The following is a 14,281-nucleotide window of genomic DNA, read 5'->3' on the forward strand; positions in this document are numbered from 1 at the left end:
CGCTAGTGCACAGGTGTTAGTGGAGCGTCTTGTGGATGATGTGGACAACTGCCTGTGCATGAACGCTGCACACCCGCCCCCAACACCCTGTGCACCGACCGGTGCACAAAGGTGTGGATTCCTCGAGGAATCCACAGGAATTCCTCGAGGAATCCACAGGGCAAAAAAGAACACCGCCCCAGCTCAGGGCGGTGTTCGGGGTTGGGGATGAAATCAGCGGGAGCGCTGTTTAATTCGGGCTGTGAGTTCTTGGACCTGGTCGTAGACGCGCCGGCGCTCGGTCATCTCCTTGCGCACCTTTTTCTCCGCGTACATCACCGTGGTGTGGTCGCGACCGAACGCCTGGCCGATCTTGGGCAGCGACAGATCGGTGAGCTCACGGCACAGGTACATCGCGATCTGGCGGGCCTGCGCCAGCGGACGCGCCTTGCCGGGCCCGGTCAGCTCCTCGAGCGTGGTGTTGAAGTACTCGGCGGTGACAGCCATGATCGTCGCCGCGTTGATCTCCAGTGCCGCGGTATCCGGCATCAGATCGCGCAGCACCACCTCGGCCAGCGAGAGATCGAGCGGCTGACCGTTGAGCGAGGCGAACGCCGTCACCCGGATCAGCGCGCCCTCGAGCTCACGGATATTGCGCTCCACCCGGCTCGCGATCAGCTCGAGCACGTCGTGCGGCACATCGAGCCGGTCCATCCGCGCCTTCTTGCGCAGGATCGCGATGCGAGTCTCCAGCTCAGGGGGCTGCACATCGGTGATCAGGCCCCACTCGAAGCGGGTCCGCAGCCGTTCCTCCAGGGTGGCCAGCTGCTTGGGCGGGCGATCCGAGGACACCACGATCTGCTTGTTCGCGTTGTGCAGGGTGTTGAAGGTGTGGAAGAACTCCTCCTGGATGCCTTCCTTGCCCTCGATGAACTGGATGTCGTCCACCAGAAGGATGTCGGTCTCGCGGTAGCGGCGCTTGAACGCGACCTTGCGGTCGTCGCGCAGGCTGTTGATGAAGTCGTTGGTGAATTCCTCGGTGGAGACGTACTTCACCCGCATGCCGGGAAACAGTCGCTGCGCGTAGTGACCCGCCGCGTGCAGCAGATGGGTCTTGCCCAATCCCGAAGCGCCCCAGACGAACAGCGGGTTGTAGGCGCGTGCGGGCGCCTCCGCGATGGCGACCGCGGCCGCGTGCGCGAACCGGTTGGACGCGCCGATGACGAAGGTCTCGAACGTGTACTTGGCATTGAGACTGGCCGACGACGAGGACTGCGGCGGCGCTTCTGGCGACTTGTTGAAATAGGTCGGCCAGTTGTTGCGGTTGCTCACCACCGGTTCGTCGTCGACCGGCTGGGCACCGGGCTGACCTGGGAACGGTTTGTCCTGGCCCTCGGCGCTCGGCTCCTCGGAGCGGGCGGCGGCGGGCTCGTCGGACGGCCTGCCGCGGTTCGGCGCACGCTGCGGCGACGGGTCGGGAGTGAACAATGACTCCTGCCCGGAGTGGTCGCGGCGCGGCGCGGCCGCCTGCTCACGGCGCGCGGGCGGTGCGGTCTCGGGAACCCGCTGGTCCGGACGCCCGCCACGGAACTCACCGCGGCCGCCGAACTCGGCACCGGGATAGTCGGGTGCCGGGTACGCCGCGGTCGGCTCGAAGTCGGTGCCGGGGAACTCGTTGCGCTCGCCCTGGTATTCGGGTGTCTGGGTGTAGTCGGCCGGTGTCTGCTTGTACTCCGGCTGCTGGCCGTACTCCGAGGGTGCCTGCTGGTATTCGGACTGCTGGCCGTAGTCGGCGGGTGCCTGCTGGTACTCGGGCTGGCCGTACTCCGAGGGAGCTTGGTTGTATTCCGCGGACTGGCTGAAGTCCGACGGTGTCTGCTTGTACTCCGGCTGCTGCTGGTACTCGGGCTGTTGCTGCTGGTACTCCGGTTCGGCCGGGTACTCACGGTGCCCCGCGTAGTCGTTGCGCTCGCCGTACTCGCCGGCCTGCCCGGGGTACTCCCGGCCGCCGTAGCTGTTCGGGTACTCACCGTTGGCCGGATAGTCGGGGGACGACTGATAATCGTTGCCGTACTCGCCGCCCTGGGCGGGGTACTCGCCCGCGCCGTAACGCGGCCTGCCGTACTCGCCGCGAGCGGCGTAGTCGGGAACACTGAAATCGGGGCCGGGATAACCGGCGGGCGGGCGCACCTGCTCGCGCGGACGCTCCGGCCTGCTCGTCATCCTGGCGTGCCGAGGCGAACTACCTGCCCGCTCCCCCGCGGCCGGGCTCGGCGCGGCGATGCGTACGCCGAGTCCTTCCACTTGGGGGCCGAGCCTGCGGCCGAGCGATCGCAGGATCGGCTCGCGCAGATCGCGCTCGATCGCCTCCTGTGCCAGCGACGACGGAACCGACAGCAACGCGAAACCCTGCGCGACGGTGAGTGGCTTCACCAGCTTCAACCAGGCCTGCTGCGCACGACTCACCGCGGGGATGGCGCCGTCGGCAGAGCCGGTGGTGAGCTCGGCGACCACCTCCGGCCACACTGTGGCCAGCACGTTTTGCTCGTCGTCCATACAGCGTCCTCCCCGGACCGGTTTGTTGGGGCCCACGGCCTTCGCGCACGCCGGAAAGCACCCGTGAACAGGTGTAATCCAGTGATCCTGCGTACAACCGAAGCCGGTTCGAACGCTGTGGCCCGGTGATCGGCGGACTACGGCGCGGGCACCGACGGCCCCACGAATATGCCACTGCGGCCGTCTGTCCACATAATTATCCACAGATGTGGACAAACCTGGGGATAAAGGAATTCTGCCAGCGTGTGGCAGCGAATGGGGCTGGACCTGCGGTTCTTCAGCAATCCCCCGGCTACAGAGGTTAGCTGGCCGGGCCACGCAACGCCAGGGGTGTGGAAGAACTCACGAAAAGTGGCCGCATGCGTCACTGTGGCCCGGGCGTGTCGTGCCTGGTCGGGCTCCCCCCACGTCGAACAAGCACCGATCCCTTGGTCCGTTCGGGCGTCCGGTAGCCTTGACGCTGTGCCGGTGACAGGTACGTGGGGGCCGAGTTTGACCCGTCCCTTCGGGATAAGTACCCTCGTACAGTCACCCCTTGGCGCGGTTGGCGGCTGTCTGCTGCACATCGATCGCCAAGGCAATCTGTGCGTAGACCGCGGTCCGCAGCGCAGACAAATCATTTGTACAGACTTCGGGCGCCGAATGGTGCCCACCTACTACAGGAGTGTTGACCGTGGCCAAGGGCAAGCGGACGTTCCAGCCGAACAACCGTCGTCGGGCTCGCGTCCACGGCTTCCGTCTCCGGATGCGTACCCGTGCGGGTCGCGCCATCGTTGCGGCGCGTCGCCGTAAGGGCCGTACCGAACTGACTGCCTGATCGCGCGTAGTCGGACGCTCGGGTGTTGCCTGAGCCGTATCGGTTGCACCACCGTGCCGAATTCTCCCGCACGGTGCGCCGCGGTCAGCGAATCGGGAGGCGAGATCTCGTCGTACACGCGCTCACGCACGGGTACGACGATGTCGCCGACGGCGATTCCCTGGTCCGCGTAGGCGGTCCTCGGTTCGGACTGATTGTCAGCAAGGCGGTGGGTAACGCGGTGGTTCGCCACCGGGTGGCCCGCCGCCTGCGTCATATGTGCGCCCAGGTGGTCGACGAACTACCGGTCGGCACCGACGTCGTGATCCGGGCACTGCCCGGTGCCGCTACCGCCGATTCCGCCGAGTTGCTGCGCCAGCTGCGCGCCGGTCTGCGCAAGCTCGGCTTGCGCGCGACACCGGAGCTCGCGCTCGGTCGCACCCCGGCCGGTGAACGGCGATGAGGACCCTCACCCGCCTCCCCGCGAAAGCCTTGATCTCGCTGATCGAGCTCTACCGGACCTATGTCTCCCCCACTCGGATGCCGATCTGCCGGTTCACCCCCACCTGCAGTGAGTACGCGGTGACTGCCTTGCGTACCCGCGGGTTCGTCGTCGGATCGGCGCTCACGGTCGTGCGGCTCGCGAAATGCGCGCCCTGGCACCCTGGAGGGTGGGATCCCGTGCCAGAGCGCGGGTCGAAAGCCTGCACACAGTCATCGCCCGCGCTGATCGGCGATACGAACGACGGGAGTACCTAGAGCCGTGCTCGACATCATCTATTGGCCGGTATCCGCAATTCTGTGGTTCTGGCACAAGGCCTTCGGCTTTGTGTTCGGTGCCGACAGCGGGCTCACGTGGAGCCTTGCCGTGGTGTTCCTGGTCTTCACCCTCCGGCTGGTGCTGTACAAGCCGTTCGTGAAGCAGGTCCGCACCACCAAACAGATGCAAGAGCTGCAGCCCCAGATCAAGGAGCTGCAGAAGAAGTACAAGAACGACCGCGAGACCATGGCGCGGGAGATGCAGAAGCTGCAGAAGGAACACGGCTTCAACCCGCTCATGGGCTGCCTGCCGGTCCTGGTGCAGGTGCCTGTCTTCCTCGGTCTGTTCCATGTGCTGCGCTCGTTCAACCGCACCGGCCACGGCTTCGGTCAGCTGGGCATGTCTGCCTACGACAACGCGCACACCCCGAACTACATCTTCAGCGCGACCGACGTCCAGTCGTTCCTGAGCGCTCGCATCTTCGGTGCGCCGATCGCATCCTTCATCACCGCGCCCGCCAGCGAGATGCAGGCGTTCGCCGATTGGGGCGGTACGCCGACCAAGCTGAACATCGCGATGATCGCGGTTCCGCTGATGATCATCGCCGGTCTCGCGACCCACTTCAACGCTCGCGCATCGGTACAGCGGCAGACGCCCGAAGCTGCCGCCAACCCGCAGGCCGCCATCATGAACAAGCTGTCGCTGTGGGTCTTCCCGCTCGGCGTGATGGTCGGTGGCCCCTTCCTGATGATCGGCATCCTGCTCTACTGGGTGGCCAACAACATCTGGACCTACGGACAGCAGCACCTGGTGTTCGGCCGGATGGAAAAGGAAGACGAAGAGCGCAAGCAGAAGAAGATGGAGCTGCGGTCGCAGAACGCACCAAAGCCCGGTGCCAAGCCGGTCGACGTCCGCAAGAAGCAGGACGCCCCGGCCGATGACGAGCCGTCGGCGAACGGTACCGCGGCGACCAACGGCACCACCCCCAAACAGTCAGCCAAGCAGGGCGGCGGCAAGCGCAGGCCCGGCGGGCAGCAGCGGCCGGGTAACCGTGGCCGTGCGAACCAGAAGCGTAAGCGCTGAGACGCGATCGGATAGAGGGAATCCAATGACTGTTGAGACCGAGACCGACGGAGGGGACGCCACTGTGGCGACAACTGCTGTTGACGTCGTGAACGACGCCGAAGAAGCGTTGATCGAAGAGGGCGAGATCGCGGGCGACTATCTCGAGCAGCTACTCGACGTGCTCGACTTCGACGGCGATATCGACCTCGATGTCGAGGGCGACCGCGCCATCGTGAGCATCGACGGCGGCCGTGATCTGACCAAGCTCGTCGGGCGCAACGGTGAAGTACTCGACGCGCTGCAGGAGCTGACTCGGCTCGCCGTGCAGCAGGCGACCGGAGTGCGTAGCCGGCTGATGCTCGATGTGGCCGGTTGGCGTGCACAGCGCCGGACCGATCTGAGCGAGATCGGCGTCGCCGCCGCGAAGCGGGTGCTCGAGTCGGGCGCGCCCGAGGCGCTGTCGGCGATGACTCCGTTCGAGCGCAAGATCGTGCACGACGCCGTGGCCGATATCGATGGCGTGGCGAGCGAGAGCGAAGGCGTCGAGCCGAATCGTCACGTGGTGGTAGTGCCCGAGTAGGCTTACCCCCGCCGTAACCACGAATGATGTGATTAGGCCTCCGGTCTCGGACCGGGGGCTTTTTCATTGCCCTCAACGGAGAAGGATGTTTCACGTGGAACGAGAACTGGGCACGCCGTCCGACGAGCTGGAACCGCCCGCCGCCGCTGCCCGGGTGTTCGGCGACCGCTTGGACATCGCCCGCCGCTACTACGCGGCGCTGGCGACGGCCGGCGTGGAACGCGGTCTCATCGGCCCCCGCGAGGTTCCCCGGCTGTGGGAGCGCCACATTCTCAACTGTGCCGTCATCGGCGAGCTGATCGATGAAGGCGCTTCGGTGGTCGATATCGGCAGCGGCGCCGGGCTTCCCGGAATCCCTCTCGCGATCGCCCGGCCCGACCTTCGCATCACTCTCGTGGAACCGCTGCTGCGTCGGACGATCTTCCTGAGCGAGTTCATCGAAGAAGTCGGGCTGGATGTCACTGTGGTTCGTGGTCGCGCGGAGCAGTCCGGGGTGATCAAGGAAGCGGGCGGTGCGGATGTCGTTACTTCGCGCGCGGTCGCTCCTCTCGCCAAACTCGCCCACTGGTCGCTCCCCCTTCTCCGCGACCACGGCCGCATGCTTGCTCTCAAAGGAACCAGCGCCGCCGAAGAACTCGAGCGGGATGGTGCTGAGTTGATCCGCGATGGCGCCACCGATCTCCGCGTCGTCGGTTGTGGCGCCGGCATCGTGGAAATACCCACCCTCGTCATCAGTGCCGAACTCCTCCCCCGTGCCGAGCGTCCGACGCGTCGCAGCGAACGGAAGGCCGCCGGGGTAGAGAAGAAGTCTCGGAAGCGTCGCGAATCCTGATCGGCCTGAAATTTCGTCCACCGAGCGGATTCGCATGTTTCGTAACGTGACGAATCGTGCCGAGGGTTGTTGTATGGGCTTGAGGCGGATCTATTTTCGTTAGTTGCGGAGGGGTGTCGCGTTCGCGGAGCGGAAGTGTTTCACGTGGAACACGGACTGTTCCTCGCTGCGGAGATTGATCGGCGGGACGCAACCGAATGATCTCGCGAGGACATGGGTAACTCCTCGGCCACCTCCCAATGGCGACCCGCATCACGCGAGGCCGAAGGAGAACGGCCGCACTACCGGACGGCACGCTGAAGGCTCGGAGAGGCGGAATAGGCGTGTCCTTGTCGGCGTGCCGCGATTCAGCTTTCCTAACTGTCTTGGGGCTGGCAAGCTGTCAGAGTCGGGCGGGAGTGAGCCACCCTCCTCGAGTCTTCGAGTTCTCCACCGACACAGTTTGTTTGTGACGACACGGCGCCGACGTTCGTCGGGGATACGTGATCTGAAGTTTCTCGGGTTAGGAGCAATCTATGTCGAGCGGTCCGGCGAATGTTTCACGGGAAACAGCGTCGCGGGTCCCGGGGATGCTGGATTCCAGCAGCTTCGACGCGGAGACGTTCGGGAATACTCCTTTCGGGCATATCTCCCCGGCCGAGACCCCGATCGCGGCGGAAGCGCAACGCGCCAGCCAGATTCTGCATCCAGGAAAGGTCACTGTGCCGAAACCTCGCGAGCAACGAATCATCACTATCGCCAACCAGAAGGGCGGCGTCGGCAAGACGACTACGACGGTCAATCTCGCTGCGGCGCTAGCGCACCAGGGAATGACGGTCCTTGTGGTCGATCTGGATCCGCAGGGGAACGCGAGTACGGCGCTGGGCGTCGCGCACAACTCGGGTGTGCCGTCCAGCTACGAGTTGCTGATCGGCGAAGTGGCGGTCAAGGACGCGATTCAGGTGAGCCCGCACAGCGAGCGTCTGCTGTGCGTCCCGGCCACTATCGACCTTGCCGGTGCGGAGATCGAACTGGTCTCGATGGTCGCCAGGGAAGGCCGGTTGAAGACCGCGATTCGCGAGGCGAGCATGGTCGGATTCGACATCGATTACGTGTTGATCGACTGCCCGCCCTCGCTGGGTCTGCTCACGGTCAACGCGCTCGTGGCGGCCAAGGAGGTGCTGATCCCGATCCAGTGCGAGTACTACGCGCTGGAGGGTGTCGGCCAGTTGCTGCGCAATATCGGGCTGGTGCAGGCGCACCTCAACCCGGAACTACACGTGTCGACCGTCCTGCTGACGATGTACGACGGCCGGACCAAGCTGGCCGATCAGGTTGCCGAGGAGGTGCGCAACCACTTCGGCGACGTGGTCCTCAAGTCGATGATCCCGCGCAGCGTGAAGGTCTCGGAGGCGCCGGGCTACGGGATGACCGTGCTCGATTACGATCCAGGCTCCCGCGGTGCGATGAGTTACATGGACGCGGGACGCGAGCTCGCCAGTCGTGCGCAGCTGAAGCAAGACGCGTCGTAGCGTGAGTTGGAACGAGGAAGGGATCGGTAGCCGATGAGTCAGGCGAAAAAGGGCGGTCTCGGTCGCGGGTTGGCCGCATTGATCCCGACGGGTCCGGCCGTGGCGCCGGGCTTGAGTAGTGCCGCGGCGAGCGTGATCGGCATCAACCCGATCGGCCCGCAGCCCGCCGAGGCATTCCTGCATCGGGTCCCGGACGCCGAGCCGGAACCCGAGCCCGAAGCCGAACTGGTCTCCCCCGGCAGCGCGGTGTACCGCGAGATCCCGGCCGATCAGATCAAGCCGAACCCGAAGCAGCCGCGGCAGGTCTTCGAAGAAGACGCACTCGCCGAGCTGGTGCACTCGATTCGCGAGTTCGGGCTCATGCAGCCGATCGTCGTGCGTCGCGTCGAACCGGGCGTCGACAAGTTCCAGTTGGTCATGGGCGAGCGCCGCTGGCGCGCGTGCCAGGAGGCCGGACTCGCCACTATCCCGGCGATCATCCGCGACACCGACGACGGCTCGATGCTGCGTGACGCGCTGCTGGAGAACATTCACCGCGTGCAGCTGAACCCCCTCGAAGAGGCGGCGGCCTATCAGCAGCTGCTCGAGGAATTCGATGTCACCCACGAGGAGTTGGCTTCGCGAATCGGTCGATCCCGGCCGGTGGTGACGAATATGATTCGCTTGCTGAAGCTGCCGATTCCGGTGCAGCGTCGGGTGGCCGCCGGGGTGCTCTCGGCCGGACACGCCAGGGCGCTGCTCGGCTTGGATGCCGGCGCGGACGCACAGGAAGTATTGGCGGCGCGGATCGTCGCCGAAGGGCTGTCGGTTCGGTCTACCGAGGAAGCGGTGCAACTCGCGAATCGCGAGCCCTCGCCGACCGCTCCCCCGGCGCCGAAACGCAAACCGATCCACATGCCGGGACTGCAGGATGTTGCCGAACGACTCTCGGGGTCTTACGACACCAGGGTCACGGTCAGCCTCGGTAAGAACAAGGGCAAGATCGTTGTCGAGTTCGGTTCCGTCGAAGATCTCGAGCGCATTGTGGCGCTGATGGAGCAAGTCGGCCCCGAAACGTCACTGTGACTGAAAGAGGCGGCACGTACTGTGGATAGTGATGTGGCGTGAGCGTGGATGAATCCGATAGCTGGAGGCTGAACAGAGCAGTGTCGACCAGCGTCACGGCGTTGACTCTCGACGGGCTCGGTCAGCTCCCGGCGCACACCCGACGGTGTGTGTTCTGGGAGCTCGACCCGGCCGTCGCCGCCGACTCGCACGCGTTCAGCGATCCGGTCTTCGAAAAGGAAGCCTGGCTCTCGACGGTGATGCTCGAGTGGGGTTCGTGCGGGCAGGTGGCCCACGTGGAGAACACCCTCGCGGGCTGCGCGCTGTACTCGCCTCCGAGTGCGGTGCCGCGTTCCGCGCTGTTCCCTACCTCCCCCGTGAGCCCGGACGCGGTCCTGCTGACCACGCTGCAGGCCGAATTCCCCTATGACGAGGCCGATGTAGCCCATCGCCTGGTTCAGGCCGTGGTGGCCGATCTGGTGCGTCGTGGCGTGCGGGCGCTGGAGGCATTCGGCATTCGCAACGGCCCACCGTCGAGTTCGGTGGCCGATCGGGGTTTCGGATCGTCGATGCGGTTGATGGAACGGATCGCGGCGCCACTGCGCGACCCGTCCTCCGCGACCCGGTGCACTCCCGAAACCTGCATGATCGACGCGGATTTCCTCGCCGAGGTCGGTTTCGAAGTGGTGGCCCCGCATCACCGCTTCCCCCGCCTGCGGCTGGAGCTCAACTCCGATCACGGCTGGAAGGAAGACGTCGAGCGAGCACTCGACCAACTCCTCGCAGCTGCCTCGATGGAACCACCGTCGCGCGTCGGCGTGCTCTGACCCGAGACAACAAGAACGGCCCCGCGGAAACCGCGGGGCCGTTGGTCTTTGACGAAGCTAGACGCGTGGGGCCGGAACGTGGCCCGCGTCGGCGGCAGCGAGTTCTTCGGCGAGTAGCTCGGCGAAGGTGTAGGTGCCGGTGGGCTGGTCGTCCTGGCCGAGTAGGTAGAGCCGCTTCACCGAGATGAGAATCGCTTCGGCGATCACATCGCGCATGCGCGGGTTGGTGAGCACCGAGGCGTCGTAGTCGTTGGTGAGGTAGCCGAGGTCGACCTGGACGGTCGGCATCTTGGTCAGACGCAACAGGTCCCAGGTGCGCTGATGAGTCCGGCAGTCCTGCACCGAGGTTCGGGCAACCACTTCGCGCTGGATGAAGCCGGCGAGCACCTGACCGATCATCGAGACCGAACCGTGGGAGTTGCCGAAGTAGAAGCCGGCCACTCCCTTCGCGGACGGGTTGTCACTCGTCGCGCAGCGCAGCGAGATCATCAGATCGGCATCGAAGGCGTTGGAGGTATCGGCGCGTTCGACATCGGTGGGGTTGGCGCCCCATGGCCGGGACAGGAAGGTTTCCATGCCCGTGGCGGCCATCCGGCCCTCGAGTCGGGAAGCCAGATCCCACAGGATCTCCGACTCGTAGACGTCGCCGAATTCGGTAGGCACCGCGAAACCCTTGTCGGTGCCGCCGAATCCGGGATCGATGACGATCCGCTTGCCGGTGAGCTGCGGACCTGCCCGGTGCACCACTTCCTCTTCGGCGATGCGGTGCGGGTTGCCGCCGGTGACGCGCGCGCCGAGCAGATCCAGCGAGCGCAAGGTGTCGGGCCCGCAGATACCGTCGGCGGACAGACCGATCTCGCGCTGGAACGCACTGAGCCCGTCGTGGGTGTGCGGACCGAAGTGCCCGTCCACCCGGTACACGTAGAAGCCGAGGTCCTGCAGCTTGCGCTGCAGGGTGGCCACGTCGTCACCGTAGAGCGGTGCCGACAATTGGTAGATCAACGTGCGAGCACCCAGCCGGTAGGAGGCTTCCTTCAGCGCGCGGTAGGTGGCCGGACCGACCACCCCGTCGACGAGGAGACCGCGCTGCTGCTGGAACGCGCGGGTCGCCGAATCGAGGGGCCGATCGAACACCGCCTCGGTGTCTTTCCAATACTCCGGGCCGTCGGTGGATTCGACGTGCGGGAGATGCAGGAAGCCGAGGCTTGCGAGGGTGCTCCGAACCTCTGCGACGGCTGGTCCTGAATCGCCGTGACGAAGTCGGTGCATGCGTGAGAGCCCTTTCCTTCGGCCGGAGCGTGGCGTCAATTGTCGCAGACCCGGGCCGCTTTGCGGGAATCCCGGGTCCAGGCATCCTACGGCGCGTCGGCCGGTAGGAGACGCTTTTATCGGATGCTCTGTGTTAGATGAGGCCTTCGAGTTCGCGCAGCAGTGCCGCCTTGCCCTTGGCGCCGACGATCTGCTTCACCGGCTTGCCGCCCTGGAACAAGATCATCGTGGGCAGCGAGAGGATCTGGTAGTCGCGGGCGATGCCGGGGTTGGCCTCGGTGTCGAGCTTGGCGATGGTCAGCTTGTCGGCGTGGGTGCCCGCGATCTCCTCCAGCACGGGGGCGACCATCTTGCACGGGCCGCACCAGTCGGCCCAGAAGTCGACGAGCACCGGCTTTTCGCTGAGCAGGACGTCATCAGCGAAGGACTGGTCGGTGACGGTGATGGTGTTGGCGCTGTCGGCCATGGGTGTATCTCCTTGAATCAGTTGGTGCGCACGGCGGCCGGGCCGTCGGCGTGGTCGAGCGTGTTGGCGGTGATGTCGCCCTGCTCGGCGAGCCAGCGTTCGGCGTCGATCGCGGCGCGGCAGCCGGTGCCCGCGGCGGTGATCGCCTGCCGGTAGGTGTGGTCGACGAGATCGCCCGCGGCGAACACGCCTGCCACGTCGGTGGCGGTACCCGGATTGGTCACCTGCACATAGCCCTCGCCGTCGAGTGCGATCTGGCCCTTGACGAGTTCGCTGCGCGGGTCGTGGCCGACGGCGACGAACAGACCGGTCGCGTCGAGCTCGGACTCCTCGCCGGTGCGGGTGTCGCGCAGGGTGAGGCTGGTGACGCTCTTCTCACCGTTGACCTTCACGACCTCGGAGTTGAGCTGGAACTTGATCTTCTCGTTGGCCTTGGCGCGCTCGAGCATGATCCGGGAGGCACGGAACTCCTCACGGCGGTGCACGATGGTGACGCTCGCGGCGAACTTGGTGAGGAAGGTCGCTTCCTCCATGGCGGAGTCGCCGCCGCCGACCACGACGATGTCCTGGCCCTTGAAGAAGAAACCGTCGCAGGTGGCGCAGGCGCTCACCCCGCGGCCGAGCAAGTCCTGCTCCCCCGGCACGTTCAGGTAGCGCGCGGCCGAGCCCATCGCGAGGATGACGGCGTAGGCCTCGAAGGTCTCGTCACCGACGGTGACCTTCTTCACCGGGCCGGACAGATCGATCGCGTCGACGTCCTCGGTGCGCAGCTCGGCGCCGAAGCGCTTGGCCTGGTCGCGCATCTGCTCCATGAGGTCGGGACCCATGATGCCGTCGCGGAAACCGGGGAAGTTCTCCACCTCGGTGGTGGTCATCAGGGCGCCACCGAACTGGGTGCCCTCGAAGACCAGCGGCGAAAGCTCCGCGCGGGCGGCGTATACGGCCGCCGTGTAGCCGGCGGGTCCTGAGCCGACGATGATCAGGTCGCGAACTGGCGTGCTCATAGGGCCCTTCCGAAAAAGCAATCTGGGGACGTGTCAGTCAACAACACCCTAATCGGTGTTGTTCCCTGTGTTCATTCTGCGGCGGGTGCCGCGGTTCTCGGCTTCGCCCGGCCAGGAGTACGGGTCAGTTCAGCCGATGTCACGCAGGGTGAGCTGTTCGGGGGTGCCGGTGGTGCAGCCGGTGCCGACAACGAGAGCGGTGATGGTGGGGGCCTCGACGCCCTGGACGAGGACGAGAACGGCGTCGGAGCCACGGAAGGTGATATTCGACGCTCCGAGCACTGCCCGGTCGATGCCGTTGGCTTGCACACAGCGGGTGAGTGCGGCGTCGTCGGCCAGCGGGCCGATCACGTCGCGTTTGCCCAGTGCGCGCAGTGCGGCGGCGGTAGTGAGTTCGTCGTCGGCCGCCGGTTCGGTGAACGGCGCGGCGGTGGGGGTGCCCTCGGTGGTGTCGAATGTGCTGAACACGGCACCGGCCCCCGCCAGGACGGCCACCGCGGCGGCGGCCGCGGCTAGTAGCCCCAGTCGGCGCCGGGAACGGTAGCGGTCCAGCGAGATTGGGGCCGCGCCGGCGGTTGGCTCGGCGGGAGGTGCCTCGGGAACGACCGACAGCGGTGTGATTCGGTCGGTCGGCCCGTCCCCCGCGTCGAGTTGGGCGACGAAACGGAACATGCGGTCGGCCACGTCGTCGGGCATGCGGTGCATGACCCGCTCGTCGGTGGCGAGCGTGCGGAGGTGGGTGTTCACCTCGTCGAGCTTGTTCAGGTAGTGCAGCGCGTCTACGTCGGTGCGGACCACGGGCCACAGTTGCTCGCGCAGTTCGGGCGCGAGATTGTCGGCATGCAGATCGGCCAGCAGTTCCGACGGGAACGGAGGCTGCGGCACGGATCGAGACACCTCGCACCTCCCCTGTTCTGTCGATATCGGATCGCAGGATTTACATCGCTGACTTGTTCGTCACTGTTAATGACGCATCCCGACTACATCCGGTTCCCTGGATCCCGGAAAAATTCCAAACGTTCTTGCAAACGTACGCGCGCTCGGGCGCATCGGCTCTTGATCGTGCCCGGCGCCACGCCGAGCGCAGCGGCGGTTTCGGCGACGCTGCGACCTTCCATCTCGGTCATCACCAGCGCCAACCGCTGTTCGTCAGGGAGGGTGAACAACGCTTCGCTCACAACGGTGGACAGTTCATAGTGAGCAAACGCATCATGCGGGTCGATCGCCTCTGGCATGGTGTCGGGCAGGATCGAGACGGCGCGACGGGTCTTGTTGCGCCGGATCCGGTCGAGGCAGGCATTGACCACGATGGCGTGCAGCCAGCTGCGCACCTCGGATTCGGCACGGAACGAGCCTGCGGTGCGATGGGCCGAGAACAGGGCGTCCTGCAGGCAGTCGGCGGCGTCCTCGCGGTTGTAGGAGGTGCGCAGCGCGGTCTGCCAGAGATGGTCGGAGTGCCTGCGCAGCAGTTCGGCGAAGACGTGCGGCTCCCCGCGCACGTGGGCGGCCAGCAATTGCTTGTCGCTGCCGTTCTCCAGGAACGAGCGGACGCTGGGCGCGACCTGCCGCGGTGGCACACCGCGGACTTGCTC

General features: G+C 65.8%; 15 protein-coding genes. 9 read left to right on the forward strand and 6 right to left on the reverse strand.

Annotated features, from left to right (window positions below; genetic code table 11):
* Positions 1-213 precede the first annotated feature (213 nt).
* The gene (dnaA, locus tag ACFWO8_RS10130) at positions 214-2,535 is read right to left on the reverse strand and encodes a chromosomal replication initiator protein DnaA (protein WP_378947214.1); all 2,322 of its coding nucleotides are present in this window, start codon (positions 2,533-2,535) and stop codon (positions 214-216) included.
* Between the two features lie 673 nt (positions 2,536-3,208).
* Here dnaA and rpmH point away from each other — a divergent pair.
* The 9 genes from rpmH (at position 3,209) to ACFWO8_RS10175 (ending at position 9,950) form a co-directional block, all read left to right on the forward strand.
* Positions 3,209-3,352 carry a 50S ribosomal protein L34 gene (gene rpmH, locus ACFWO8_RS10135; RefSeq protein ID WP_082843828.1) on the forward strand — a complete coding sequence of 48 codons (144 nt, stop codon included), beginning with the start codon at positions 3,209-3,211 and terminating at the stop codon, positions 3,350-3,352.
* 22 nt (positions 3,353-3,374) lie between these two features.
* Positions 3,375-3,794, forward strand: a complete 420-nt coding sequence (gene rnpA / locus ACFWO8_RS10140) for a ribonuclease P protein component (RefSeq protein WP_378947218.1) — start codon at positions 3,375-3,377, stop codon at positions 3,792-3,794.
* Positions 3,791-4,090 (forward strand): membrane protein insertion efficiency factor YidD, encoded by a 300-nt coding sequence (yidD, locus tag ACFWO8_RS10145; RefSeq protein ID WP_378947221.1) that lies wholly within the window; start codon positions 3,791-3,793, stop codon positions 4,088-4,090. The genes rnpA and yidD overlap by 4 nt, the downstream gene beginning before the upstream one ends.
* A gap of 4 nt (positions 4,091-4,094) precedes the next feature.
* Positions 4,095-5,174 (forward strand): membrane protein insertase YidC, encoded by a 1,080-nt coding sequence (yidC, locus tag ACFWO8_RS10150; RefSeq protein WP_378947224.1) that lies wholly within the window; start codon positions 4,095-4,097, stop codon positions 5,172-5,174.
* A gap of 25 nt (positions 5,175-5,199) precedes the next feature.
* Positions 5,200-5,736 carry a R3H domain-containing nucleic acid-binding protein gene (locus ACFWO8_RS10155; protein ID WP_266294803.1) on the forward strand — a complete coding sequence of 179 codons (537 nt, stop codon included), beginning with the start codon at positions 5,200-5,202 and terminating at the stop codon, positions 5,734-5,736.
* 85 nt (positions 5,737-5,821) lie between these two features.
* On the forward strand, positions 5,822-6,568 hold the full coding sequence (rsmG, locus tag ACFWO8_RS10160) for a 16S rRNA (guanine(527)-N(7))-methyltransferase RsmG (RefSeq protein ID WP_378947227.1): 747 nt from the start codon (positions 5,822-5,824) through the stop codon (positions 6,566-6,568).
* A 515-nt stretch (positions 6,569-7,083) separates the two neighbouring features.
* Positions 7,084-8,079, forward strand: coding sequence for a ParA family protein (locus ACFWO8_RS10165; protein ID WP_378947230.1), 996 nt, complete (start codon positions 7,084-7,086; stop codon positions 8,077-8,079).
* Between the two features lie 33 nt (positions 8,080-8,112).
* Positions 8,113-9,144: a ParB/RepB/Spo0J family partition protein gene (locus ACFWO8_RS10170; protein ID WP_378947233.1), complete on the forward strand. Its 1,032-nt coding sequence runs from the start codon at positions 8,113-8,115 to the stop codon at positions 9,142-9,144.
* 80 nt (positions 9,145-9,224) lie between these two features.
* Positions 9,225-9,950, forward strand: coding sequence for a GNAT family N-acetyltransferase (locus tag ACFWO8_RS10175; protein ID WP_378947236.1), 726 nt, complete (start codon positions 9,225-9,227; stop codon positions 9,948-9,950).
* Between the two features lie 57 nt (positions 9,951-10,007).
* Here the strand turns inward: ACFWO8_RS10175 and ACFWO8_RS10180 are convergent, their stop codons facing one another.
* The 5 genes from ACFWO8_RS10180 to sigM all read right to left on the reverse strand — a co-directional run bounded on the left by ACFWO8_RS10180 (position 10,008) and on the right by sigM (position 14,266).
* Positions 10,008-11,219, reverse strand: a complete 1,212-nt coding sequence (locus ACFWO8_RS10180) for an N-acetylmuramoyl-L-alanine amidase (protein ID WP_378947239.1) — start codon at positions 11,217-11,219, stop codon at positions 10,008-10,010.
* Positions 11,220-11,352: 133 nt separating this feature from the next.
* Positions 11,353-11,685 (reverse strand): thioredoxin, encoded by a 333-nt coding sequence (gene trxA, locus ACFWO8_RS10185; protein ID WP_378947242.1) that lies wholly within the window; start codon positions 11,683-11,685, stop codon positions 11,353-11,355.
* 17 nt (positions 11,686-11,702) lie between these two features.
* Positions 11,703-12,689: a thioredoxin-disulfide reductase gene (trxB, locus tag ACFWO8_RS10190; protein ID WP_378947245.1), complete on the reverse strand. Its 987-nt coding sequence runs from the start codon at positions 12,687-12,689 to the stop codon at positions 11,703-11,705.
* Positions 12,690-12,818: 129 nt separating this feature from the next.
* Positions 12,819-13,574, reverse strand: a complete 756-nt coding sequence (locus ACFWO8_RS10195; RefSeq protein ID WP_378947248.1) for a hypothetical protein — start codon at positions 13,572-13,574, stop codon at positions 12,819-12,821.
* 95 nt (positions 13,575-13,669) lie between these two features.
* On the reverse strand, positions 13,670-14,266 hold the full coding sequence (sigM, locus tag ACFWO8_RS10200; RefSeq protein ID WP_378922081.1) for an RNA polymerase sigma factor SigM: 597 nt from the start codon (positions 14,264-14,266) through the stop codon (positions 13,670-13,672).
* Positions 14,267-14,281: the final 15 nt, after the last annotated feature.

Origin of the sequence: Nocardia sp. NPDC058480, from assembly GCF_042720495.1 — a bacterium.
Taxonomy (GTDB): domain Bacteria; phylum Actinomycetota; class Actinomycetes; order Mycobacteriales; family Mycobacteriaceae; genus Nocardia.